Annotated in this window: 20 protein-coding genes; 9 read left to right on the forward strand and 11 right to left on the reverse strand. The window is 55.6% G+C overall.

Going from position 1 to position 21,627, the window contains the following annotated elements; genetic code table 11:
• Positions 1–2 precede the first annotated feature (2 nt).
• The 3 genes from N6V40_RS06255 to N6V40_RS06265 are packed head-to-tail and all read left to right on the forward strand — an operon-like array spanning position 3 to position 5,212.
• Positions 3–1,745 (forward strand): ABC transporter ATP-binding protein/permease, encoded by a 1,743-nt coding sequence (locus N6V40_RS06255; protein ID WP_262199423.1) that lies wholly within the window; start codon positions 3–5, stop codon positions 1,743–1,745.
• Positions 1,742–3,502, forward strand: coding sequence for an ABC transporter ATP-binding protein (locus N6V40_RS06260; RefSeq protein ID WP_262199424.1), 1,761 nt, complete (start codon positions 1,742–1,744; stop codon positions 3,500–3,502). Before N6V40_RS06255 ends, N6V40_RS06260 begins: the two co-directional genes overlap by 4 nt.
• A 39-nt stretch (positions 3,503–3,541) precedes the next feature.
• Complete coding sequence (locus N6V40_RS06265; protein ID WP_396268465.1) at positions 3,542–5,212, forward strand: FMN-binding glutamate synthase family protein; 1,671 nt, start codon at positions 3,542–3,544, stop codon at positions 5,210–5,212.
• Between the two features lie 91 nt (positions 5,213–5,303).
• Here the strand turns inward: N6V40_RS06265 and N6V40_RS06270 are convergent, their stop codons facing one another.
• From N6V40_RS06270 to N6V40_RS06285, 4 genes are all read right to left on the reverse strand, one after another.
• The gene (locus N6V40_RS06270; protein WP_262199425.1) at positions 5,304–6,368 is read right to left on the reverse strand and encodes an enoyl-CoA hydratase/isomerase family protein; all 1,065 of its coding nucleotides are present in this window, start codon (positions 6,366–6,368) and stop codon (positions 5,304–5,306) included.
• Positions 6,369–6,457: 89 nt separating this feature from the next.
• Positions 6,458–7,363, reverse strand: coding sequence for a LysR family transcriptional regulator (locus N6V40_RS06275; protein ID WP_131089049.1), 906 nt, complete (start codon positions 7,361–7,363; stop codon positions 6,458–6,460).
• 46 nt (positions 7,364–7,409) lie between these two features.
• The gene (locus N6V40_RS06280; RefSeq protein WP_262199426.1) at positions 7,410–7,673 is read right to left on the reverse strand and encodes a hypothetical protein; all 264 of its coding nucleotides are present in this window, start codon (positions 7,671–7,673) and stop codon (positions 7,410–7,412) included.
• 147 nt (positions 7,674–7,820) lie between these two features.
• Entirely contained in the window at positions 7,821–8,294 is a 474-nt protein-coding gene (locus tag N6V40_RS06285; RefSeq protein ID WP_207306473.1) for an Lrp/AsnC family transcriptional regulator, read from the reverse strand.
• A 244-nt stretch (positions 8,295–8,538) separates the two neighbouring features.
• Here N6V40_RS06285 and N6V40_RS06290 point away from each other — a divergent pair, with 244 nt between their 5' ends.
• A complete protein-coding gene (locus N6V40_RS06290; protein WP_262199427.1) occupies positions 8,539–9,777 on the forward strand; it encodes an MFS transporter in 1,239 nt (412 codons plus the stop codon).
• Between the two features lie 80 nt (positions 9,778–9,857).
• On the opposite strand, the gene N6V40_RS06295 is transcribed toward N6V40_RS06290, so the two are convergent.
• The 3 genes from N6V40_RS06295 to N6V40_RS06305 all read right to left on the reverse strand — a co-directional run bounded on the left by N6V40_RS06295 (position 9,858) and on the right by N6V40_RS06305 (position 12,993).
• Positions 9,858–10,850, reverse strand: coding sequence for an LLM class flavin-dependent oxidoreductase (locus N6V40_RS06295; protein ID WP_131089046.1), 993 nt, complete (start codon positions 10,848–10,850; stop codon positions 9,858–9,860).
• A 127-nt stretch (positions 10,851–10,977) separates the two neighbouring features.
• On the reverse strand, positions 10,978–11,181 hold the full coding sequence (locus N6V40_RS06300; RefSeq protein WP_013349999.1) for a cold-shock protein: 204 nt from the start codon (positions 11,179–11,181) through the stop codon (positions 10,978–10,980).
• Between the two features lie 294 nt (positions 11,182–11,475).
• Positions 11,476–12,993 carry an MFS transporter gene (locus tag N6V40_RS06305; protein ID WP_262199428.1) on the reverse strand — a complete coding sequence of 506 codons (1,518 nt, stop codon included), beginning with the start codon at positions 12,991–12,993 and terminating at the stop codon, positions 11,476–11,478.
• A gap of 98 nt (positions 12,994–13,091) precedes the next feature.
• On the opposite strand from N6V40_RS06305, the gene N6V40_RS06310 reads away from it, so the two are divergent.
• From N6V40_RS06310 to N6V40_RS06320, 3 genes are read left to right on the forward strand one after another with little or no spacing between them, the layout of a single operon-like run.
• Positions 13,092–13,679: a TetR/AcrR family transcriptional regulator gene (locus tag N6V40_RS06310; protein ID WP_262199429.1), complete on the forward strand. Its 588-nt coding sequence runs from the start codon at positions 13,092–13,094 to the stop codon at positions 13,677–13,679.
• A 14-nt stretch (positions 13,680–13,693) separates the two neighbouring features.
• The gene (locus N6V40_RS06315; RefSeq protein ID WP_262199430.1) at positions 13,694–14,563 is read left to right on the forward strand and encodes an MFS transporter; all 870 of its coding nucleotides are present in this window, start codon (positions 13,694–13,696) and stop codon (positions 14,561–14,563) included.
• A complete protein-coding gene (locus N6V40_RS06320; protein ID WP_262199431.1) occupies positions 14,524–14,949 on the forward strand; it encodes a hypothetical protein in 426 nt (141 codons plus the stop codon). Before N6V40_RS06315 ends, N6V40_RS06320 begins: the two co-directional genes overlap by 40 nt.
• 31 nt (positions 14,950–14,980) lie before the next feature.
• Here the strand turns inward: N6V40_RS06320 and N6V40_RS06325 are convergent, their stop codons facing one another.
• Positions 14,981–15,640, reverse strand: coding sequence for a trimeric intracellular cation channel family protein (locus tag N6V40_RS06325; protein WP_131089042.1), 660 nt, complete (start codon positions 15,638–15,640; stop codon positions 14,981–14,983).
• A 62-nt stretch (positions 15,641–15,702) separates the two neighbouring features.
• On the reverse strand, positions 15,703–16,242 hold the full coding sequence (locus N6V40_RS06330) for a DUF1697 domain-containing protein (RefSeq protein ID WP_131089041.1): 540 nt from the start codon (positions 16,240–16,242) through the stop codon (positions 15,703–15,705).
• A 79-nt stretch (positions 16,243–16,321) separates the two neighbouring features.
• Here N6V40_RS06330 and N6V40_RS06335 point away from each other — a divergent pair, with 79 nt between their 5' ends.
• On the forward strand, positions 16,322–18,265 hold the full coding sequence (locus N6V40_RS06335; protein ID WP_262199432.1) for a S9 family peptidase: 1,944 nt from the start codon (positions 16,322–16,324) through the stop codon (positions 18,263–18,265).
• Between the two features lie 21 nt (positions 18,266–18,286).
• Here the strand turns inward: N6V40_RS06335 and N6V40_RS06340 are convergent, their stop codons facing one another.
• On the reverse strand, positions 18,287–18,688 hold the full coding sequence (locus N6V40_RS06340) for an Hsp15 family ribosome-associated heat shock protein (protein ID WP_131089039.1): 402 nt from the start codon (positions 18,686–18,688) through the stop codon (positions 18,287–18,289).
• A gap of 37 nt (positions 18,689–18,725) precedes the next feature.
• Positions 18,726–19,082 (reverse strand): hypothetical protein, encoded by a 357-nt coding sequence (locus N6V40_RS06345; protein WP_131089038.1) that lies wholly within the window; start codon positions 19,080–19,082, stop codon positions 18,726–18,728.
• 93 nt (positions 19,083–19,175) lie between these two features.
• Between N6V40_RS06345 and N6V40_RS06350 the strand changes: the two genes are divergently transcribed.
• Positions 19,176–21,596, forward strand: a complete 2,421-nt coding sequence (locus N6V40_RS06350) for a Tex family protein (RefSeq protein WP_262199433.1) — start codon at positions 19,176–19,178, stop codon at positions 21,594–21,596.
• The last annotated feature ends 31 nt before the right edge of the window (positions 21,597–21,627 follow it).

Genomic DNA, 21,627 nt, shown 5'->3' on the forward strand with positions numbered 1-21,627 from the left:
ATGTGCGTAGGCTTTTTGGAATTCTCTCAGCAACAACGGTAATGGTCGTGGCTCTGCGTATCTTCGCTGCCGCAGCTACCGCCGGATTGGTGATCTTACTGGGACAGGGATTTGACCTGTTCTATCGAGGCGAATCCCCAGACACACGTTGGTACATCGGGGTTGCCGGTGAATTACTTGCCCTGGCACTATCAACGTTCTTGGTCCCTGTGGTTATTGCGCACGATAGCCAACAGCTCACCGCCTATCATCGTTCCAAGCTGCTCAAGCATTACCTGTCCATCGGTCCGCTGGCCGTTCGACGGGCCGGCGAGGGAGAGCTGGTGCACTCGGCCATGGATTTGGTGGAACGCTCGGTGAAATTCCGTTCAAGCTTCCTTGGCCCAGCCAGTGCCGCGGTGGCCACTCCCGTCTTAATCCTTGTGTTCATTGCACTGTTTATTGACCCGCTCAGTGCCATTTTGCTTTTGATCCCCACCGCTTTGGTGCCGGTCATCGTCTTGGGATTCCAGAAGCGCTTTGGCGGATCCGCCGGTGAGTACCGCAGGGCTCAAGGAATCTTGTCGGCCACCTTCTTGGATGCACTTCGCTCACTAAATATGCTCAAGCTCAACGGTGGCAGTAGCTGGATGGGCGAAACCATTGGGTCGGCAACCGAACGGGTGCGCCAGCAGGTCATGAAACTTTTGGCCCGCAACCAGCTCATCCTCTTGGTCATTGATTCCAGCTTTGCGGTGTTGCTCTTGGCAAGCTCCGCAGCTCTAGCCTGGTGGCGAACCAGTTCAGGGGCCATGAGTCCAGGTTTGGGATTCGCACTGATCATTCTCAGCTATTTGATGCTTGCTCCGGTGAACTACGTAGGTAGTTTCTTCTACATCGGGATGACCGGGCGGGCAGCAGAGAAAAAGCTAGCCGAAATTCAAGACATTCCGATGCACCCTTCGATGGCCAACCCACTGACCGTCAATCTGTCGCAGAACGGATTGTTCATCGAAGATCTCTGCGCGAGTTACAACAACGCCGATCTGGCACTGAACAAGATTAATCTCCAATTCCCCGTCGGATCCCGAACAGCTATTGTGGGTCCCTCCGGAAGCGGCAAGAGCACCCTGATTCGGGTGTTGCAAGGACAGCTGCAATCCTCGGCCGGGATCATTCATGACGGCCGCCAAGCCATGGGTCCTGCCACTCTTAAGGCGAATACCGCGGTGGTTGAACAGCAAGCCACACTATTCGGCGTGAGCATAGCTGCGAACCTGCGACTAGGTGCACCTAACGCCACCGATGAACAACTCAGGGCGGTGATCAGCCAAGTCCGGATGGACTCATGGCTGGCAGATCAACCCCTGGGACTTGACCAACCACTGGGTGAAGGTGGGGCCCGGCTCTCCGGTGGCCAAGCGCAACGGCTTGCCTTGGCTCGTGCCCTGTTAGCACAGCGCCCAGTGCTCTTACTTGATGAACCCACCAGTGCCTTGGACGTGCACAGCGAAGCAGATATTCGCCAAAGCCTGAGAGAGCTTGGCTCATCAACAACGATCATCACCGTCACCCATCGTCTTGGACTATTAGCCGATTTTGACTACGTCGTGGTCATGGATCAAGGACGAGTTATACAGTCCGGGCCGCGCGGACAACTGGTGAATCAAGACGGTTATCTCAAAGGCGCATTAAACGATCTGTCACAGCGCACCGCGCAGCTACAGGCTTCAGGTCTACGTGCCTTGGGGGAGGGGAAAGCATGAGTCAAGAAAAGAAGCGCACTGTCTCCACAGTCTTCTGGCTCATCGGTACCACTAAGGATCTGGTACCACCGTTGGCGTTAGCCAGTGTTTTCTCGTGCCTGACGCGTCTGGCTTCGTTGAGCATTTACGTTCTTGCCGGCATTGGGTTGAGCAAGGTGCTGGGCCTGAACAGTATTGAAGTGCTCAATTCTTTGAACTGGTGGTTGCTGGCAGGATCCATCGTGGTTCTGGGCCTTGCTAAGGGCGTGCTGCGCTACCTGGAACAATATGTGGGACACCGCGTAGCGTTCCTGTCGCTAGCGCGTCTACGGCGGCGGATGTACGCAGCCTTTGAACGCCAAGCTCCCTACAACGCGGCCACTAAAAATTCCGGACGCCTACTGGCCCGAGCCACCAGTGACATCGACAAGGTTGAAGTGTTCTTCGCGCACACGCTACCGCCAGCGGTAGCCGCGGTAGTGATCAGTGCACTGGCTACTTGGGCAACGTGGATTTACTTCGGCGAACTTCCCGCGTTGATCCTACTTTGTGCTTACACGCTGATAGGCCTGATCATTCCACTCATTGGGGTGCGCACACTACGGGCCAATTCGGCAACTACGGCTTCTGCAAGAGGAGCGCAAAACCAGCTGATGAATGAAGCGATGTGGGGCATAGAAATCCTGCACAGCTTCCGCGGCGGCAACGAGACACTGAGAAAACTGCGTGAGAGCACCAGCCAATCAGGGGCTGCCAGCCTACGCACCGGCACCATCACAGCGCTACGCGCGACACTCACCCAGCTGACCATCTGGGGAAGTCTGCTGGCCCTGTTCATTGTCCTGGGCGGCCAACATCAGTTGGGTGCTCTGGTGATCTTGGGCTGCGCCGCTGTGCCTTCCTATGAAGCGGTACGAACCGTTGATGGGTTTGTGCTTGGACTCCAGGATTCGCTGGCTAGCGCTCGTCGGCTGCATGCCACAGCCACCCAAAAGCCCGAAGTGGCCGAAGTGGCCAAGCCAAAAGAACTCCCTGAAGCTGGCGCCCTAAAGATCAACGATGTGGCAATCAGCTACGGGTCCCAGCAAGTGGTCAGCGGGCTAAATCTCGAACTGAATCCCGGGGGCATGGTGGCTCTGGTTGGCGAGAGCGGATCAGGGAAATCATCGATTGCTTCCGCTGTGGTTAGAGCGGTGAACTTCACCGGGTCTATCACCTTTGGCGGTGTAGACATCACCGAAGCTGCGCTGAGCGAACTGCGGGAAAAGATCATGTTGGTCTCCCAGGAGGCAGTGATGGTTCGCGGAACATTGCGTGAAAACCTGCTGTTGGGTCACGAAGGCATCAGTGATGAAAAGTTGGAAGAAGTACTCGAAGAGTTGGGCCTGAGCACTTGGCTACAACAACAGAAATCCGGGCTCAACACGCGCTTAGGGGATCGGTCCTCAAGACTCTCTGGAGGACAGCGTCAACGGTTGGCATTAGCTCGGGCACTGGTCCGTGAACCTGCGGTGTTGATTCTTGATGAGTCCACCAGTGCATTGGACACTGCCAGTGAAAAACTCGTGTTGCAGGCAATCGAACGCCGGCGTCAGCACTCAATGAGTGTCATCATGATAAGCCACCGACTGGCAACTGTGGGCCATGCGCAGCAGATCTTGGTGTTGGAAAATGGTGCAGTCGCTGAAAGCGGAAACGCCGGGCTGTTGCTGGGGCAGAAAGACTCGCTGTTTGCACAAATGGCCATTCGTGAGGCGGATCGAATCCTCCCTGCGTAGATGCCTGACAATCACGTCCTAAACTATTAGGCTCGCACCATGATGCGAATAGTGGTTCTCCTGTTCTTAGGTGTGCTCGCGACCGGTTTTGTGATCACCGCAATCCTGGCCAGTACCTCTGGAGGATGGGTCTGGTGGATCTTGGTGGCGCTAACCGGGCTTCTGGTCTTGCTTGGAGTTCGGGACCTTGTGCAGAAAAAGCATGCGATCTTGCGCAACTTCCCCATTGTGGGGCACGCGCGTTACCTCTTTGAATTCATCCGCCCAGAAATTCAGCAGTACTTCATCGAGCGCAATACCGATGGCAAACCTTTTGACCGTGATACTCGCTCCCTGATTTATGCGCGTGCCAAAGGAGCCGACAGCCACAAGGCCTTCGGTACTGAACGCAATGTGAACGAATTGGGCCACGAGTACCTGCTTCATTCGGCGGCGCCAGTTGCTCCTCCCACCAGTCAGTTCAGAGTCAAAGTTGGTTCCAGCCAATGTACTCAGCCCTATGAGATTTCGTTGATGAATATCTCCTCGATGAGTTTCGGCGCTTTGTCAGCTAATGCTGTTTTAGCCATGAACAAGGGTGCTGAAATGGGGGAGTTTGTCCATGAAACCGGAGAAGGCGGGCTGACTAAGTACCACCTGGAGTACGGGGCAGATCTGTTCTGGGAGATCGGGTCAGGTTACTTTGGCTGCCGTACCCCCGAGGGACGGTTCAACCCGGAAACCTTCGCCAAGAAGGCTAACCACGAGAAGGTCAAGGGCATCACCATCAAGCTCTCGCAGGGTGCCAAGCCCGGATTGGGCGGTGTGCTTCCGGCAGCAAAGGTCACCGCAGAGATTGCGGAAGCCCGTGATGTTCCGATGGGTGTGGATTGCATTTCCCCAGCTAGCCATGCCGAGTTCTCGACTCCACGAGAACTAATGCATTTTGTCGGTAAACTGCGTGAGCTTAGCGGCGGCAAGCCAATCGGAGTGAAGTTCTGCGTTGGTTCGCGTACCGACATCATGGCGCTGTGTAAGGGCATGCTAGATACCGGCATCCTGGTTGACTTCATCACCGTGGACGGTGCTGAAGGTGGCACGGGTGCAGCTCCGCTTGAGTATGAAGACCACGTTGGCGCACCGCTCACCGAGGGGCTGATGCTGGTGCACAATACGTTGGTGGGTGCGGGACTACGTGATGAAGTCCGATTGGCGGCCGCGGGCAAAATTGCCAACGGATCTGACATCATCAAACGCCTGATTCAAGGTGCCGATTTCACCTTCTCCGCGCGTTCAATGATGATGGCCACCGGTTGTATCCAAGCTCAGCAATGCCACACCAATCACTGCCCGGTGGGTGTGGCTACGCAGAACAAGCGGTTGATGCGAGCCTTAGACGTAGAAGATAAAGGGCACCGCGTCTACAACTACCATCACCTGACAGTTACTGAATCTGCACAGATCATGGCATCAATGGGGCTCACCAGCCCGACACAACTAAATACCCGAATGCTACGTCGCCGGGTCAACCTACAGTCAACCAGGTCCTATGCTTCGCTGTTCCACTGGCTTCGTCCAGGCGAACTGCTTGACGAAGCCCCGGGTCTTGGAAGGAAGACTGGGAGGAAGCGGACTCAGATCACTTCGGCGAGCACGCACCATTGCATTACGAAGAACCAATGGGCGTGGGCATTGAAGCCAGCGTCGTGCGAGAGCCTCATGATGCGGTGAGCGCACCGCGTATTGAACCTAGGGAATCAGCGAAGGTTCGTCCGGTGCATTCGGACGTCACCCGACCCGAAGGCCGACCCGGAGTCGACAGCTAAAGCTGAGAATCACGCACCAAGGACCGTAATTCGTCCTGGTCAACTTCGCCTACCAGCGTAGGAGACCAGTGCGGGTTGCGGTCCTTGTCTATCACCTGAGCACGGATACCTTCAGCCAGATCAGGCCGATACATCAAGAACCGTGCCAAGCGTAATTCGCGGTCTAATGCGGAGCGCAGATCTTGTTCAACGCGGGCCTCTCGCACCGAATGGAACGCTGCACAAATGCTGGAGGGCGAATTAGCTTTCAGCAACTGTGCGGCTTGATCCGCCGCCGGGTGCACCATCTGCTCCAAACGACTAATAACTTCTTGCGGGGTATCGGCGCTGAACGCGTGATCAACCCAGCCTTGGATTTGTTCAACTCCGTGAGACTCGGGCGCCCCATGAAGTACCTCGATAGCTGAGATGATTTCTGCTGCGGAAAGTCCGAGGAATTCATCAAGCTCATCCAAGATGTTCTCGGCAAAGGAGTCGGTCACTACAACGTCAGCAAACCCCATGAAAACTGCATCCGCGCCGGCGAATGAGGTAGCGCTCATGGCGAAGTATTCCCCTAGGTGTCCTGGAGAGTTGGCCAGCAAATGACTTCCACCCACATCAGGGGTGTAGCCGATTTTGGCTTCGGGCATCCCCAATTTTGCGCTTGCCGTGACAAGCCGGATCGGCGCATGAGATGCCAAGCCCACGCCGCCACCCATCGTGATGCCGTGAGCCAGGGTGATCAGTGGCTTGGGATAGGTGGAAATAAGATAGTCGAGATCAAACTCCAAAGACAGCAGGTTGATGAAGTCCTGATGTTTTCCGGTAGTGATCGCTTGATGGAAATCTGCAATGTCCCCGCCAGCACAGAAACCCCGCTCGCCGCACCCCGTCAAAAGAACCAGTTGGATCGATGGATCCTCGGCCCATACTTTCAGTACTCTCGTCAGCTCAGTGAGCATCTGAAGAGTTAGAGCGTTGAGCTTAGCGGGGCGGTTGAGCTCTATGTGCCCAATGGGTCCATAAACATGTGAGAGAACCGTAGATCCGTTGTTGGTTTGGTTGTGAGCGCTAGTCATCAAAAGACTCTCTTGATAAATTCTTAGGCACGTGCGGTGCCAAACGGTCAGGGCCAGGTTCTACTGCGCTTGGTCTTACTGCGCGGGTTTTACTGGGCCAAGATCTGGGCTAGTCGGTCTAAGACCAGCGCCACCTTTGGCTTTTTAGAGTTCTCTGGTTTCAGCGCAAAGATGGAACGTGCCAAACGGATCTCCGGAGCATCCACGATACGAATACCTTCCGGGGCGTTGGCCATGGCAAGGTCAGGAACTAACGCGGCACCCAGGCCTGAAGACACCAAGCTCAGCGAGGCATTAAAGTCATCGCAGTAGGCAGCCACCTGCGGGTGGATGTTGTACGAAGAGAACAGCCGGGAGATCAGGGTAGCGTCCGAGGTTCCAGGGTGGTGGAAGATCCACGGCCATTCGGCCAACTGGTCAACGGTGAGCTGAGAGTCTTCGGCGATAGGCCATGAGGCGGGAATGACCACACGGAATTGGTCGTCACCTAGCCATGTGCGTTCCAGGGATGCAGGCCACGATAGTCCGCCGGGACCCACCTGGAAGATCAGCGCGAGGTCGAGGTCTCCACCGGTGCCTAGACCGGCAACGGTCTGTTGCGGTTCACCGATCCACAAGCGCAAGTTGATTCCTAGCGAGGACCAGTCACGTGCTGTCAGGATTTGTGGCAACGCGTAAGTGGCCAAGGAAGGGAAGATGCCTAGCTTGATCTCTTCAAGGTCGGTGGCCTCGGTGGAGATCGTGGCGACATCGGCCATGAGCGCGTCAAGGTCTGTCAGCACACGCTTAGCGTGGCGAACCATGCGCATGGCCCCAGGCGTAGGAGTGATAGAGCGGGCGCCTCGGACAAACAAGGTTGTGCCGGTGCTCCGCTCCAGCGCTGTCATCTGCTGAGATACAGCACTGGCCGTGTAGCCTAGGCGGGTTGCGGCCGTGGCAAAGGAACGATGCGCCACTACTTCGAGTAGCGTGCGCAGATGAACTGGATTAATCACTTCTAAAGTCTATGGCCTTTAGCCCAAGTTTTGCTTCGCCGCCGTGTCAGTCGTCATCCTCAGGTTCAAAGGTTTCGTCTTCTTCATCATCGTCGGAACCGTCGTTGGAGAATTCGTTGTCCAGATCATCTTCGGTTTCTAGATCATCGTCGTAGAGGTACTGACGCTGGGCTAGCGGATCATGATTGCGCATGGTCTCTGGCATGTCGCTGGATCCTTCATAGGCCTGAGAGTCACGTCCGTCATCAGGCTCGTAGATATCGTTGCCGTATTCCGTGCCAAATTCTGTTGGTTCGAATTCCCTGCTCATCGCGCGCTCCTTCGGTGATACGAGGGATCCACCTTCGAAGCCGGGGATACTCCTCGTGACTTCTCGTAGCACCAGCCTAGGACCACGCATCTGGAAACTAAAGACTTGTTTTAAATTTCTTTTAGGTGGTGGGAACTAGAGCATTTATTAGTGATCATGTTCGGTGTAGTGTTCCAGCAAAGGGGAGGAGCGGTAGGCCAGATGAGTGTGCAAAGCGAACGTGGTTTCCGAACGGGTGACTCCCTTGATGCGCAAGATCTGGCGCAGCGCAGACTGCAGCTGGTGAGTGTCGGTGGCAATGAGTCGAACCCACACATCTCCGCGCCCGGACGTCTCATGGATTTCTAAAACATTCGGGATCTGACGCAGAGCGGTGATGACCGTATCAAGGTCACGGTGGCTCACCTCCAAGGTGACAAAGGCCAGCACGTCGTAGCCCAACTTACCGAGGTCAATATCGCGACCGCCATCTCGAAGAATTTCTGAACGCTGCAATCGGCGCAAACGTGACTGAGCGGTATTGCGGGCGATGCCTACCTCATCAGCAAGTTCCGAAATTTGGATACGCGGGTCCTTGATTAAGGACAGCAGCACCTTGAGGTCTACTTCGTCTAAGCGCACTATATGCTCACTCCAGGGGTTGTTGCGGGGCGTTATTTTGACCAAACTGCTCAAATCCTAGCAAGAATTCTTTCGACCTGCTTTGAAAGGGTGGATATTAGTGAGTGAACGATCTGTTGCAGTAGACAAACTCAAGCAGAACGCTCAACTCACCGGTGGGGAAGCGAGTAGCCCCACCGGTTAAAACTTTTTCAGGACTGTTCCTGATCCCAAGACCTGATCTATTTTGCTACCGGGAGTGAACGTGTCCGTCATCAGTGAACTGCGCATGCAGCCCATGCAGCACCGGACGCTTTCCTGGAACCCGGGCTTGACCACACGTCTGGTCATCACGGTGGCAGTGAGCTTCCTGTTGTTGGTGGGCGCCAACCTAGCTACGCCGCTGTACCCAGCGCTTCAGACCGAACTACATTTGGGCGCGATGGGAACTACCATCGCGTTCGCCAGCTATGTCTGCTCGCTGATGCTTTTCCTATCCACCGTTGGACACTGGTCCGATCACATTGGACGTCGAGCTGCCCTGGTCATCGCCGTACTGGTCTCGCTCATTGGCACGCTCGTCTTTGCTTCGGCCTCTAATCTGGTCGAGCTTTGCCTCGGGCGAGGACTCCAAGGAACTGGCGTCGCGCTAGCTACCGGTGCCAGCGCGGCAGCTCTGCGTGAGCTTTTGCCTTCCAAGCCTGAATGGGCCTCACGCTTCACGCTCTTGGCATCCTCGGGTGGAGTTGCTTTCGGACCGGTCTTGGGCGGATTGCTGGCAAACCTTCCCGGTGGGCGAACTACCGTGTTCTTGATCCAAGCCATTTTGTTGCTGTTGATCATGGTCCCGTTGGGTACCTTGCAAGCACGTCCAGCCATTGCCATGGCCGAACGAGGCAAGCGCGGCAAGGCACTAGCCCCTCGCCGTCTGGGCATTCCAAGTACTGCACGTTCCCAGTTCTGGCTGGCCGCACTGGTAGGGTTCTTGAGCTTCGCCGTCTTCGGCTTTGTGCTCTCCTTGGCGCCGGGCTACTTCGCTCAGGTCTTTGGGCTGGAATCAAAGTGGATCATTGGCCTGATTGCCGGGCTGCCTCTGGGAGTCTCCGCACTATCCCAGGTAGTAGTGCGTGGAGGGGCAAAACTTCTTCCCGTCGGTTTGGGACTCATGGCAGTATCTACCGTTCTGCTGGCCTTCGCCGCCGAACACCACCTATTGGTCCTTGCCCTGCTGGCTCTGGGCATGGTGGGTCTGGGCCAAGGCATGAGCTTCCGCACCGCTTTTGCTAAGGCAGTTGACTCGGTCAGCGACCGTCAGCACGCGCAAACCGTGTCCACCATCTACCTGGTGACGTACCTCGGCAGTGCAGTTCCAGTGATCGCACTGGGATGGGCCGTTGGTGTATTTGGCCAGGAAACTAGCATTCTGGTCTTTGCGATCTGCTGCTCTGTTCTTGCTGCAGTTCTTGGTCTCTGGGCCATCATTGGACAGCGCACCAAAGCTTAGATTTCAGAACTAAAGCGTAAATACTTCGCCCCCGAGTTCAACAGAACTCGGGGGCGAAGTGCGTCTAGGCATTACTGCTATTACTGCGCGGCGACCAATTCGGAAGCCTTGGCGGTGATCATGACCGATTCCAAACGTTCCCGCTCTTCAGTGGGGTAGTGAATGGTGATCAGTTCATCGGCCTGAGCTGCGGTAGCGAAGTGCTGAAGGTAATCAGCAACCTGCTCGCCGGTACCTACTGCGGTGTAGCGCATCATGTCCAAGATCTGCTCTGCCTGTGGGGTGTCCATCAGCATGTCGATCTCGGCTTCGGTGAATTCCTTCTTGGCGTTGCGACCCAGGAATGCAGCCACACGGTGACGCTTGGCCACGTTGAGCAACTCGTGGGCCTTTTCGGAAGTTTCTGCCGCGAGTACACCAACACCAGCAATCACGTATGGTTCGGACAGCTGCGCCGAAGGCTGGAACTCGTCTCGGTACACGCGGATGGCTTCATGCAAAGCGGCCGGTGCGAAGTGCGAGGCGAAGGAGTATGGCAAGCCAAGCTGGGCGGCGAGCTTTGCGCCAAACAGCGACGAACCCAAGATGTACAGTGGCACGTTGGTGCCAGCGCCTGGGGTGGCGGCAACGGTAGGAACCCGTGACTCACCGGCGAGGTAGGCCTGAAGCTCAAGCACATCGTGTGGGAAAGTATCGGCGGCTGATGGGTCGCGACGAAGGGCGCGAAGGGTGGTCATATCAGTGCCCGGGGCGCGGCCTAGACCAAGGTCGATGCGGTCCCCATAGATGGTGGCCAAGGTACCAAACTGCTCAGCGATCACCAATGGTGAGTGGTTTGGCAGCATGACCCCGCCCGAGCCCAATCGAATGGTCTCGGTGTGGTGGGCTACGTGGCTGATCAGCAGAGAAGTCGCGCTGGAGGCGATGGTCGGCATGTTGTGGTGCTCGGCGTACCAAACACGCTCATAACCATGACGTTCTGCGGTCTGGGCTAGGCGGACAGAGGACTTAAAAGAGTCGGAAATAGTTTGACCGGGAGCAACCGGGGCAAGATCCAAAATAGATAGCTTCACATTTAGTGCAACCGGTCAGTGCGCTGATGTATTCCAGTGATCTGCAACGCTCATAACAAAAAGAAGGTCACCCGCAATGCGGATGACCTTCTTTTGAAAAGTCAGGCGTTAGAGCCAAAGACCTTCTTTAGAGAGCGCGGATATCTGCAGCCTGCAGACCCTTTGGACCCTCAACAACTTCGAACTCGACCTTCTGGCCTTCGTCCAGGGTACGGAAACCCTGGGTCTGGATGGCGCTGAAGTGAGCGAAGACATCTGGATCTCCGCTGTCTGGTGCGATGAAGCCGAAGCCCTTTTCAGCGTTGAACCACTTTACGATTCCGGTTGCCATGTTTCTATTTGGTCCTTTCAGACGTTTCTCGCCGGTTCTATTGGCGATCTTGGTTGTAATCTACGTAAGGCCTCACTCCCTGGTGGAAGAACAGATCTTACGAAGCAGCCAAGTCATTCACTGCACGTCTAGAAGGGGGCTCGCGTCAACCGAGGTGGTTCGACATTCACATACTTCTAACGGGTACTTCGCGAATTACTTTGGAACTACACTGCCTAGCCTACGTGCTAGCCGTCAACAATTGAATAACTTTGAACCAATTAATCAAAAATTTGGTCAAGCGGTGCGTTCAGTTCACTTAATTGCCGGTTTGATGACGCGAAATACAAGGACTGCAGCTACCAAAGACAGTGTGGCAGCGATTGTCGAAGTAAGTAATACACCGTGATCGAAGGCCTGCGCCGCCGAAGCCAGCAGCGCTTGAGCATCACTTGCGTTCAAGGATGCCGCCACCTGATGCGCACCTCCCAGAGTTTCACCTGCCAGCTGTGCCTGCTCCTGGCTTAACGATCCTGGGACCAGCAACCGTGTGGAGTAGACCGAGTTTAAGATGGAGCCCAAGACCGCGACGCCCAACACCGAACCGACTTCATAGGCCGTCTCGGAAATGGCCGAAGCAGCACCAGCCTTGGAAGCGGGAACCGCCGCCAGTGTCATGTCATTGGACAAGGTCTCGGTCATGCCGATTCCAGTACCCAATACCGCGAAGGCAACCATCAGCACCGGTGCGCTTAAGTGATCTCCCGCCAGCAACACCATCAGGTAGGCCGCCGCGGAGAAGATCAAACCCAGCGCCATAATGTTTGGCGAACCAAAACGACGCGACAGGGCCACTGCTGCCAACCCGAAGAGCATGGTCAAAACCAGTCCGGGGGTCATCCATAAACCAGCTTGGATGGGGCTGAATCCGGTGATGAGCTGCAAATGCTGGGAGACGAAGTAGATAAAACCAACCAGCGAGAAGACCCCGATGAGGTTGACCATGAGCGCTCCGGAGAAGGGTGCATTCTTGAACAATCGCATGTCAAGCATGGGGGATTCACTGGCCAGCTGCCGGCGCACAAAGGTGATACCGCTGAGAACAGCCAACCCGACACTCGCTACTAGAACAAACCACGGTGCGGTGGCGAAAGTCTTGATGGCATAGGTAAAGGGCAACAGGGTGAGGATGATCAGCACAATCGACAGCGGATCAACCCGTCCAGGATTGGGGTCCTTGGATTCGGGAACCAAGACCAACCCGCCGATCAGTAGCGGCAACAACATGGGAACTGCCATCAGGAAGACCGAGCCCCACCAGAAGTGTTCTAGCAGTAGCCCGCCAACGATTGGTCCCAGTACCGCACCTCCCGAGAAGGCAGCTGCCCAGACAGCAATAGCGGTACGTCGTTCGGTGGCGTCCGGGAAGATGGTGCGGATCAGCGACAGCGTGGCTGGCATCAGCATGGCGCCAAAAATGCCCAGCAGGGCACGAGCTGCAATGAGCTGGCTGGCGTCGGTGGCGAAGGCTGCCACGGCTGAAACAATGGCAAAACCGGTGGCGCCGATCAACAGCAGGCGGCGTCGCCCGATGCGATCTCCGAGTGAACCCATGGGGACGAGGAGCCCGGCCAAAACCAGGGCGTAGATGTCAATGATCCACAGCAGCTGATTGCCGGTGGGGGACAGAGCTTCGGTCATCGCCGGTACGGCAAAGGACAAGACGGTGTTGTCCACGGAAATCAGCAGTACCGGGAAAATTAGAACAGACAACGCCGCCCAACGACGCGGCTTGCTTAATGCAGAAGCGCGTTCGGAGATGTTTGAGCTCATAACTTTCACCTTTGGGAGTTAGTAGAAATGTGTGGTTTGCCCACAAATTGTAACTGTACCGTCTAGACGGTACAGTTACAATTGACGATAAGGTTGAATTGATCACCGCCCCAACGAAACGGAGAGCCATGGCCCGCCCACCTGCTGCTCGCAACAAAGTGCTGGAATCCTACATATCGCTGTTATGCGAAGAAGGAGAACGCGCAGCAACGCTGGACGCCACCGCAGCACGCGCCGGCGTATCCAAAGGGGGACTGCTCTATCACTTCGCGTCGAAAGAAGCGCTAGCTGAAGCGGTTATCGAAGCCGCTGAAGTACACATTGCCCATGACGTTGAACTTATGAGCAACTCAGCAGAAGGCGGCGCTGCCTACTTCATCCGCACCAGCGCCGAAGTAGACACGGAACTGGACCGCCACCTTGTGGCCCTCCACCGGCTGGCGCAGGCTGGAGTCAAGAGCGCCACAGACAAAATCGAAAGCACCAACGAGCGATGGTACGGGGCTATTCTCGAAGATGTGGGCAGCAAAGATCTCGCCCATTTGGTGATGCTCACCGGTGAGGGACTCTACGCTTCTCTTTCACTTCCAAGCAATTGGTACCAACGTAATTTTGCTGGTGAGCTCGATCGCTTACTAGAGTTAGTCTCATCAATCAAAAAGTTGGGGAATCTCAACCAACACTAAGCAGGAAGACTTCAATGGCGAAAGACAGCGACTCCACGTCTTTACGCGGACGGATCGGGGCGCTTGTAGGCATCCTTATGCTCGCCCTGTCGCTTCGTGCGGCGGTAGTTTCTGTCCCGCCCCTGTTAGCCAGGATCAAGACGGACATTGAATTTACCGAACTCACCACCGGTCTGCTGGCAATGCTTGCCCCGGTGGTCTTTGCAGTTTTCGGCCTGCTCACTCCGCGACTGATCAAGACTTTTGGGCTTGAGAAGACCTTGATCATCTCGCTCGCCTGTGCCGTACTTGGACAGCTGGCACGAGTTTTTATGCCCGAGGTCTACTCATTCCTCGCCCTATCCATCGTGGCCTTGGCCGGATATGGAATGGGAAACGTAGTCCTGCCGCCACTGGTTAAGAAATATTTCCCAGAACGCATCGGGATGGTCACCAGCGGCTACGTCACCATGATTGCCGTGGGTACCTGGATGGCACCACAGTTCTCGGTCCCACTGGCCAATGTGAGCAACTGGCAAGTCTCCATCGGAGCTTGGGCGGCACTTTCGGGCATCGTATTGATCCCTTGGATCCTTCAGCTCTTTGCTGACCGCGGGGTCAAGCGCTCGGAGCATCTGGTCGGTGCCAATGGCGTGCCTCATCCGGTTATCAAGATCAACCCCTGGAAGTCCAAAGTCGCTTGGGGTCTGGCGATCTTCCTGGCAGGTAACTCAGCCCAGACCTATGTGTACTTCACTTGGCTGCCACCGTATCTGCAAGACCGTGGACTTGATGAACTCACCGCGGGCAACATGCTGGCACTCTTTGCCATCCTTGGCCTGCCGATGAGCCTGCTGGTTCCGCTATGGGTTCCAAGACTAAAAACCCGATTGTCGCAGTACTGATTTTCACCGCCTGCTGGATCGTTGGGCACCTAGGTATTTTCCTCTCACCAACCCATAACACCGTGCTGTGGATCTGCGCTGCCGGGCTGGGTCAGGGCACCTTTGCTGTCGCCCTGCTGATGATGAACTTGCGTTCGCGAACCACCTACGGTTCGGGTGTGCTTTCCGGCTTTGCCCAGGGGCTGGGCTATGCGGGCGCAGCAGTGGTTCCAATGCTCTTTGGTGTCGTGCAGAAAGCTACGGACTCTTGGGGTGCTGCGTTCTCGATGCTCGGCGGTTGCCTCATCGTGATGCTCATCGGTGCAGTGATCATCAACCCATCACGGACCATTGAAGACGATGCGCCCACGACTGAAGAAATGGGCAAGCTCGAACGCATCGACTAGGGTTCAGCGCGAACCTAGAATCAGTGCGAACCTAGAAGTAGTGACGCTGCGGACCGTCTGACCCCGGTGCGCTGGGGTTCGGACGGTGCCAGTGTCCGGCGGCCAAAGGCACCGACCAACCGAAACGCAACGACGCAACACGGATGATAAAGGCCAGCGCAGCGATACCTGCTCCGACCGCAGCGTTCATCAATCCAGCGTGCCAGGCTACAGCTGTGAGAGCTGAACCCACCATGGCAGCCATCGCATAAATATCGCGGGGGTTGAACAGATCCGGGGTCACATTAGAAATGACATCACGCAGCAATCCGCCGCCCACACTGGTAATAATGCCTAGCAGCACGGCAGTTACCGGATTGAAGTGATGTTCCAACGCTTTGAGGGTGCCGGTGACACAGAATAGGCCCAGCCCTGCAGCGTCAAAAAGCTGAATGAGTCGGTGCAATTTCTTTACCGCCGGTGTGAAGGCATAAACGCACAACGCGGCCAAGGCTGGTGGCACAAAGTAGATCGGATGCTGGAAGGTCGCAGGGGACTCGTTAAGGATCAAATCTCTGACCACTCCGCCGCCCAAACCGCAGACTCCACCGAGGAAGGCAGAACCTAAGAGATCAAATCCGCGCCGGGCAGCCATTAAAGATCCTGCAACGGCGAAGAAGAAGATGCCGACGAGTTCGATCAGAATATACATTCCAGAGCCCTTAGCGGAGTCGGCGAAGTGTGGTCAATGCCCAATTATTGCCTGTCTGAGCCTTAGCCAACAATCTTGGCGATTTTCACCAGTGTGTTGTGGTTTCTTGTCGTGATGATTCTTCGCTTGGCTTGGGCCTGGATCAGCTTCGCTACTGGGTCAGTGGTGCTGGTTCCCTTAGAAACGATCCAGCAGATGGCCCGGCCGATGATCAATAATTCTCTGGAGTCATCTAACGTCTTGATGGCCTCGCCCATAGCTAGGGCATCATCTTCGCTCTGGCACAGCGTGAGATAACAGTGATGCTCTGCCACTGGATCAGGCAGAGGCATCCCAAAAGGTCCGGATAATTCTTTGATTTCTTCGGCGGTATAAACCAACGTGGGGATCTCGCGTTGGTAGTGCGTTGCCAGAAGTTCATTGCAAGTAGCTTGAATGATCTGCGGGTCAGACTCTTCTGATGAAAGCACCACGTTACCGCTGGCCAGCAAGGTCTTGACCTCGGTGAAGCCGGCGGATAGCAGTAACTGCGACAAGTCCTTCATAAGGACCTTTACGCCACCAACGTTCACTCCGCGAAGAAATACGGCAAATTTACTCATTGTTTTCCAAGCTCTTGAACATGAATCTTCTTAGGGGTCGTTCTGTATCCCAAAGATCGCTAGGATCAAGAATATGCCTATGCACTTGCCTTTCGGATCCTGGCCCTCATCAATCACAGCACAAGACGTTGCTGCAGGGACCAAGCCATTGGGCGGCGCCTGCTTCTACGGCGAGCGGATTATTGTCCAAGAAGGACGCCCCGCTGAAGGTGGCCGCATCACCCTGGTCGATTACGACAGCAACGGCCAAGCTGGCAAACAGCTGGTTGATGCCCCGTTCAACGTTCGCTCACGAGTCCACGAATACGGTGGAGCGAGCTGGACGCTCATCGAACAGGGCGCCGCACAAATAATCTTTGCTAACTTCAGCGACCAGCGTGTTTATTCCTTAACTATTGGCGAAGGCGAACCGACTCCACTTACCCCAGAAAGCATGGTTGATGCTGACCCGGCGCTACGTTTTGCAGAGTTTAAGCGTGGTCCCGAAGGTAGCGTCTTGGCCATCATGGAAGACCTGCGGGCAGAACCTGTACGACACATCGTGGCCATTCCCTTGGACGGCAGTGCTGCCCAAGACCTTTCCAACATACGAATTCTGAGCGCTCCGGCCCGCTTTGTAGCGGCTCCGCGCTTAAGCCCTAATGGTGAGAAGCTGACGTGGATCAGTTGGGAACACCCAAATATGCCGTGGGACTCCACCAACTTGCACCTTGCCGAGATGACTGAAGCAGGAGTGCTTAATAGCAATATCATTGCCGGTGGCGAAGATGTCTCAGTGATGCAACCTGAATGGCTTGATGATGACCGCATTGCGTTCATCTCTGATGCCAGCGGCTGGTGGAATCCCTACGTTTATCAGGATGGGTCTTCACGCACCACTCGACTAGTTGACCGTCCTGCAGAATTTGCAGGACCACTATGGCAGTTAGGCACCAGCTGGTACCTGGTGGAAAACCCACATAGCTTGCTCTGCTCATACGGAACTGGAACCAAATCCTTGGCACGAGTGCATTCGGTGACCGGGGGACTGGACGACATTTCCCTTCCCTTCACCGGGATCCGTCCTTTGGCACTCAAAGACGACTGGCTGTTGGCCGGCACCTCATCGATGACTCACGGTGAGCAGATCATCTTGATCAATATCGAAACTTTGGAACACCGCGAGATCACTCGTTCTATTCAGAGCTTGCCTGACCCAGCCATGCTGCCAGAGGTTGAAGAATTTGAATGCAAAAACCTGGCAGGCCAATCGGTACACGCGCTGCTCTACCGCCCAACCCAAGCAGGCTATGCCGGCGTAGAGGACGAGCTGCCACCATTTGTCACCTTCGTTCACGGCGGACCAACCAGTCAGGCGACGGCAACACTGAGTGCAGCGGTGGCCTATTACACCTCGCGCGGCATCGGTGTTATTGATGTGAACTACGGTGGCTCAACCGGTTACGGTCGCGAATACCGCAACAGATTGCGCGGCTCGTGGGGAGTTGTTGATGTTGCCGACACCGTTGCGGTGATCAACGCACTGATAGGTCAATCAATAGCTGACCCGGCGCGGATCGGCATTGAAGGCGGTAGCGCCGGCGGTTGGACCGTTCTTTGTGCACTGACCTTCGCTGACGTATTTACCGCAGGGATCAGCCGGTACGGTGTCTCAGACCTTGTAGGTCTGGTGCAGCATACTCACGATTTTGAATCCCAGTACATGTTCTCTTTGGTGGGCCCTTACCCAGAAGCCGCCGACCTGTATGAGAAGCGTGCCCCGATCAATCACGTATCAAAGATTTCTTGCCCGGTACTGCTGCTGCAAGGTGACGAGGACAAGGTGGTGCCACCTGCCCAATCGCAGGTTGTTGCTGATGCGCTCGCTGCCCGCGGTATCAAGCACGCCTACATTCTCTTTGAAGGTGAACAGCATGGATTCAGGAAGTCGGAGAATATTGTGCGGGCTTTGGAATCGTCGTTGGCGTTCTACTCACAAATCTTCAACTTTGAGACAGACGTGCCAGTCATCGAGCTGTCCTAGATCTAAAGAGTCATAAGAGAGCTACTGCTCGGAGCCGGGTTCCTGCCAGGAAGCACGCAAGCGATCCATCTCGCGGCGGTCCTTCTTGGTGGGACGCCCGGCACCACGCTCGCGCAAAGGAACTTGCGGGACCACCATCCGTTCACGCGGTGGAGAATGATCGATATAGCACTTGGTGGCTACCGGAGCTGAAACTCGTTTGGAGAGCAAGCCGGTGACTTCAAGGTCTCGGTCAAAACCGTCTTTGCGCACACGAACCCGATCTCCGGAGACCACATTTTGTGATGCCTTAACCGGATCTCCGTTTAAACGCACATGCCCAGCACGGCAGGCAGTAGTTGCCGCGGAGCGAGTCTTGTAAACCCGAACAGACCACAACCAAGCGTCGAGTCGTACTTTGCCACTGGTGGGAATTTCAACCATGACAAAATTCTAGATCACTGGCGTGGGAACTGATTTGTTAGTTGCTCTGGGCGGTGGCGTTGTCACAGGAGGTTTTTAACCGATCCTGGAGAGCTGCCGGGGCCTTATCCCCGGAATCAGCCAACTCGTTGAGAACGTTGACCATATCCTCCGGAAGGCCGCCGCCCTCTACAGACCCCACAATGGAGGAGAGCACACGAAGCTCACTGGAATTGATGGTGCCGTCTTGAATCGGAGCGCACGCCTGACGTACGAGTTCTTTGCTGGCAGCGTCGGTGAGTTGGTCTGACGCACGAGATGCGGTGTCTTCAACTACAGAACATCCGGCACTAAGCAGTGCTACTGATGTTATCGCAAATACCGATGCCACCTTACGAAATTTCACTTTCCCCATGGAACTAAATTCTAGCGACCGATAATGAATTTCAGCTGAATGCTAACCGAGTCGATCATCTGAACTTTAGAGCCGTTAAGACACAATGGATCGGTGAGTAGCGAGCAGAAGAACACAGTAAGTGACCACGGTGTGCAACAGCGAATCATCGCTCAGCTGGCCAAGGAACTGTCCACTGAATCCACGGTTGCCACGTGGCAGGTCAAGGCAGCGGTAGAGCTACTTGATTCGGGATCAACCGTTCCATTTATCGCTCGTTACCGAAAAGAAGTCACCGGAACACTCAGCGATAGCCAGTTACGTTTACTTGAAGAGCGCCTGCGGTACCTGCGCGAACTTGAAGACCGACGAGTTGTGGTGCGCGAAGCGATCGCCGAAGCAGACAAGCTCACCGATGAGCTTTCGGCCGCCATTGCAGCAGCGGCCACCAAGGCTGAGTTGGAAGACATTTACCTTCCCTTCAAATCCAAGCGCCGCACCAAAGCTCAGATCGCTCGTGAGGCAGGGTTGGAGCCGCTGGCAGACCTATTGCTTTCCACTCCTTCAACTGACCCGCAGCAAGCGGCAACAAAGTATCTCAATGCCGAGGCCGGATTTGCCGCCGAAGCCGACGTACTTTCCGGTGCACGTTCCATCGTCACCGAGCGGGTATCTCAAGACGTGGCACTGGCCGGTGAACTACGCGAACGCTTGTGGAAGACTGGCAAGATTTCTGCCAGCGTTTCACCCACTGCCAGCACCGAAGGCCAGGGCAAGTACTCCGATTATCTGGACTACGTTGCTAATCTGGACCGGCTGCCTTCACACCGGGTTTTGGCGCTCCTGCGTGGCGAACGTGAAGGCGTTTTGAACCTGCAGCTGGCTGAAGCTGATCCACACGATGAAGAGGCGGTAGCCCAGGCACGCCAAGGATACGAAAATGCGATCACCGCGTCGCTGGGTCTCAATGTTCCTACCGGTGCGCCAGCTGCGTCCTGGATCTCCCAGACCGTCCGCGTGGCCTGGAAAGCGCGCCTGTTAACCCGCTTTGAGTCTGATCTTCGCTCGCGACTCTTTGACGCAGCAGAAGATGAATCAGTGAAGATTTTCGCCTCCAATCTCCGCGACGTTTTGCTTGCTGCTCCGGCGGGAAATAAGGCAGTGCTTGGCTTGGATCCTGGACTCCGTACCGGCGTGAAGGTCGCGGTAGTGGATCTGACCGGTCAGTGTATTGAAACTGCCACGATCTATCCTCATGCTCCGGTGAAGAAGTGGGACGAGTCCCTAGCAACTTTGGTTCAGCTAGCCAAGAAGCATGGAACGAGCCTCATCGCCGTGGGCAACGGAACCGCTGGGCGCGAAACAGACCGTTTGGCGGCTGAGGTCATCAAGGCCTTGGGCGATTCGAAGATCAGTAAGGTGATCGTCTCCGAGGCCGGTGCGTCGGTCTACTCCGCCTCAGAACTGGCAAGCCAAGAACTACCCGATATGGATGTGTCCCTACGTGGAGCCGTGTCCATTGCTCGCCGCCTGCAGGACCCATTGGCTGAGCTGGTCAAGATCGATCCAAAGTCCATCGGCGTTGGTCAGTACCAGCATGACGTTACTGCTTCCAAGCTAGATCGTGCCCTGGATGCCGTCGTTGAAGACTGTGTGAACGCGGTCGGCGTAGACGTTAATACTGCATCCCCAGCATTACTCTCTCGTGTGGCTGGTGTGGGCCCACTGCTCAGCCGGAACATTGTTGATCACCGAAACGCTAATGGTCCATTCGCCTCACGCAAGGCTCTGCTCAAGGTTCCTCGCCTAGGTGCCAAGGCCTTTGAGCAGTGCGCGGGATTCCTTCGCATCACCGGAGGCAAGGAACAGCTAGATGCTTCGTCGGTCCACCCCGAAGCATATGACTTGGCCAAGAAACTACAGCAGGCGGCCGAAGCTCAAGGGCGTCGACTAGAAGAGCTTAGCGTTCAGGACTTTGTCACTGGACAATTCGGTGAGCCAACGATCCGCGACGTTATTTCTGAATTGCGTCGTCCGGCTCGTGACCCGCGTGGCGAATTTGTGACCGCTTCCCTCAAGGAAGGCGTTGAGAGCCTCAAAGATGTTAAGCCGGGCATGATTCTTGAAGGAACGGTTTCCAACGTTGCTGCCTTCGGAGCGTTTGTTGATTTAGGCGTCCACCAGGACGGTTTGATTCACGTGTCCGCAATGAGCTCTAAGTTCATCTCTGATCCGCGTGAGGTAGTTAGCTCCGGACAGATCGTTAAGGTCAAGGTTTTGGAAGTCGACAGTGTCCGTAAACGTATATCTCTCACCCTGCGTCTGGATGATGAGCTACCTGTAGCTGGAGAACCAAACAACAACGGTGCTTCGCGCCAGCGCAAAACGACCAGTGCTCCTCCTCCTTCTGCGCGCGGTGAAAATCAGCGTGGTGGACAGCAGAACCGTAAGGCTGGGGCGCAAGAACGGCAGCCGGCTGCTTCGGGCAACACTGCTATGGCAGAGGCGCTGCGCAGAGCTGGACTTAGCCGGTAGTTTAGGTGCTGTTCGGTTTACCTAACCTTGG

Source organism: Glutamicibacter sp. M10 (genome assembly GCF_025452055.1).
GTDB lineage: Bacteria > Actinomycetota > Actinomycetes > Actinomycetales > Micrococcaceae > Glutamicibacter.

Coding starts and splice junctions, on each gene's coding strand:
- N6V40_RS06280 (WP_262199426.1), bottom strand. CDS start 7,673: ATGAGCAGGGAATTCGAACCAACAGAATTTGGCACGGAATACGGCAAC.
- N6V40_RS06320 (WP_262199431.1), top strand. CDS start 14,524: ATGGGTTCCAAGACTAAAAACCCGATTGTCGCAGTACTGATTTTCACC.
- N6V40_RS06300 (WP_013349999.1), bottom strand. CDS start 11,181: ATGGCAACCGGAATCGTAAAGTGGTTCAACGCTGAAAAGGGCTTCGGC.
- N6V40_RS06335 (WP_262199432.1), top strand. CDS start 16,322: ATGCACTTGCCTTTCGGATCCTGGCCCTCATCAATCACAGCACAAGAC.
- N6V40_RS06340 (WP_131089039.1), bottom strand. CDS start 18,688: ATGGTTGAAATTCCCACCAGTGGCAAAGTACGACTCGACGCTTGGTTG.
- N6V40_RS06345 (WP_131089038.1), bottom strand. CDS start 19,082: ATGGGGAAAGTGAAATTTCGTAAGGTGGCATCGGTATTTGCGATAACA.
- N6V40_RS06305 (WP_262199428.1), bottom strand. CDS start 12,993: ATGAGCTCAAACATCTCCGAACGCGCTTCTGCATTAAGCAAGCCGCGT.
- N6V40_RS06315 (WP_262199430.1), top strand. CDS start 13,694: ATGGCGAAAGACAGCGACTCCACGTCTTTACGCGGACGGATCGGGGCG.
- N6V40_RS06270 (WP_262199425.1), bottom strand. CDS start 6,368: ATGACTAGCGCTCACAACCAAACCAACAACGGATCTACGGTTCTCTCA.
- N6V40_RS06330 (WP_131089041.1), bottom strand. CDS start 16,242: ATGAGTAAATTTGCCGTATTTCTTCGCGGAGTGAACGTTGGTGGCGTA.
- N6V40_RS06265 (WP_396268465.1), top strand. CDS start 3,542: ATGATGCGAATAGTGGTTCTCCTGTTCTTAGGTGTGCTCGCGACCGGT.
- N6V40_RS06325 (WP_131089042.1), bottom strand. CDS start 15,640: ATGTATATTCTGATCGAACTCGTCGGCATCTTCTTCTTCGCCGTTGCA.
- N6V40_RS06260 (WP_262199424.1), top strand. CDS start 1,742: ATGAGTCAAGAAAAGAAGCGCACTGTCTCCACAGTCTTCTGGCTCATC.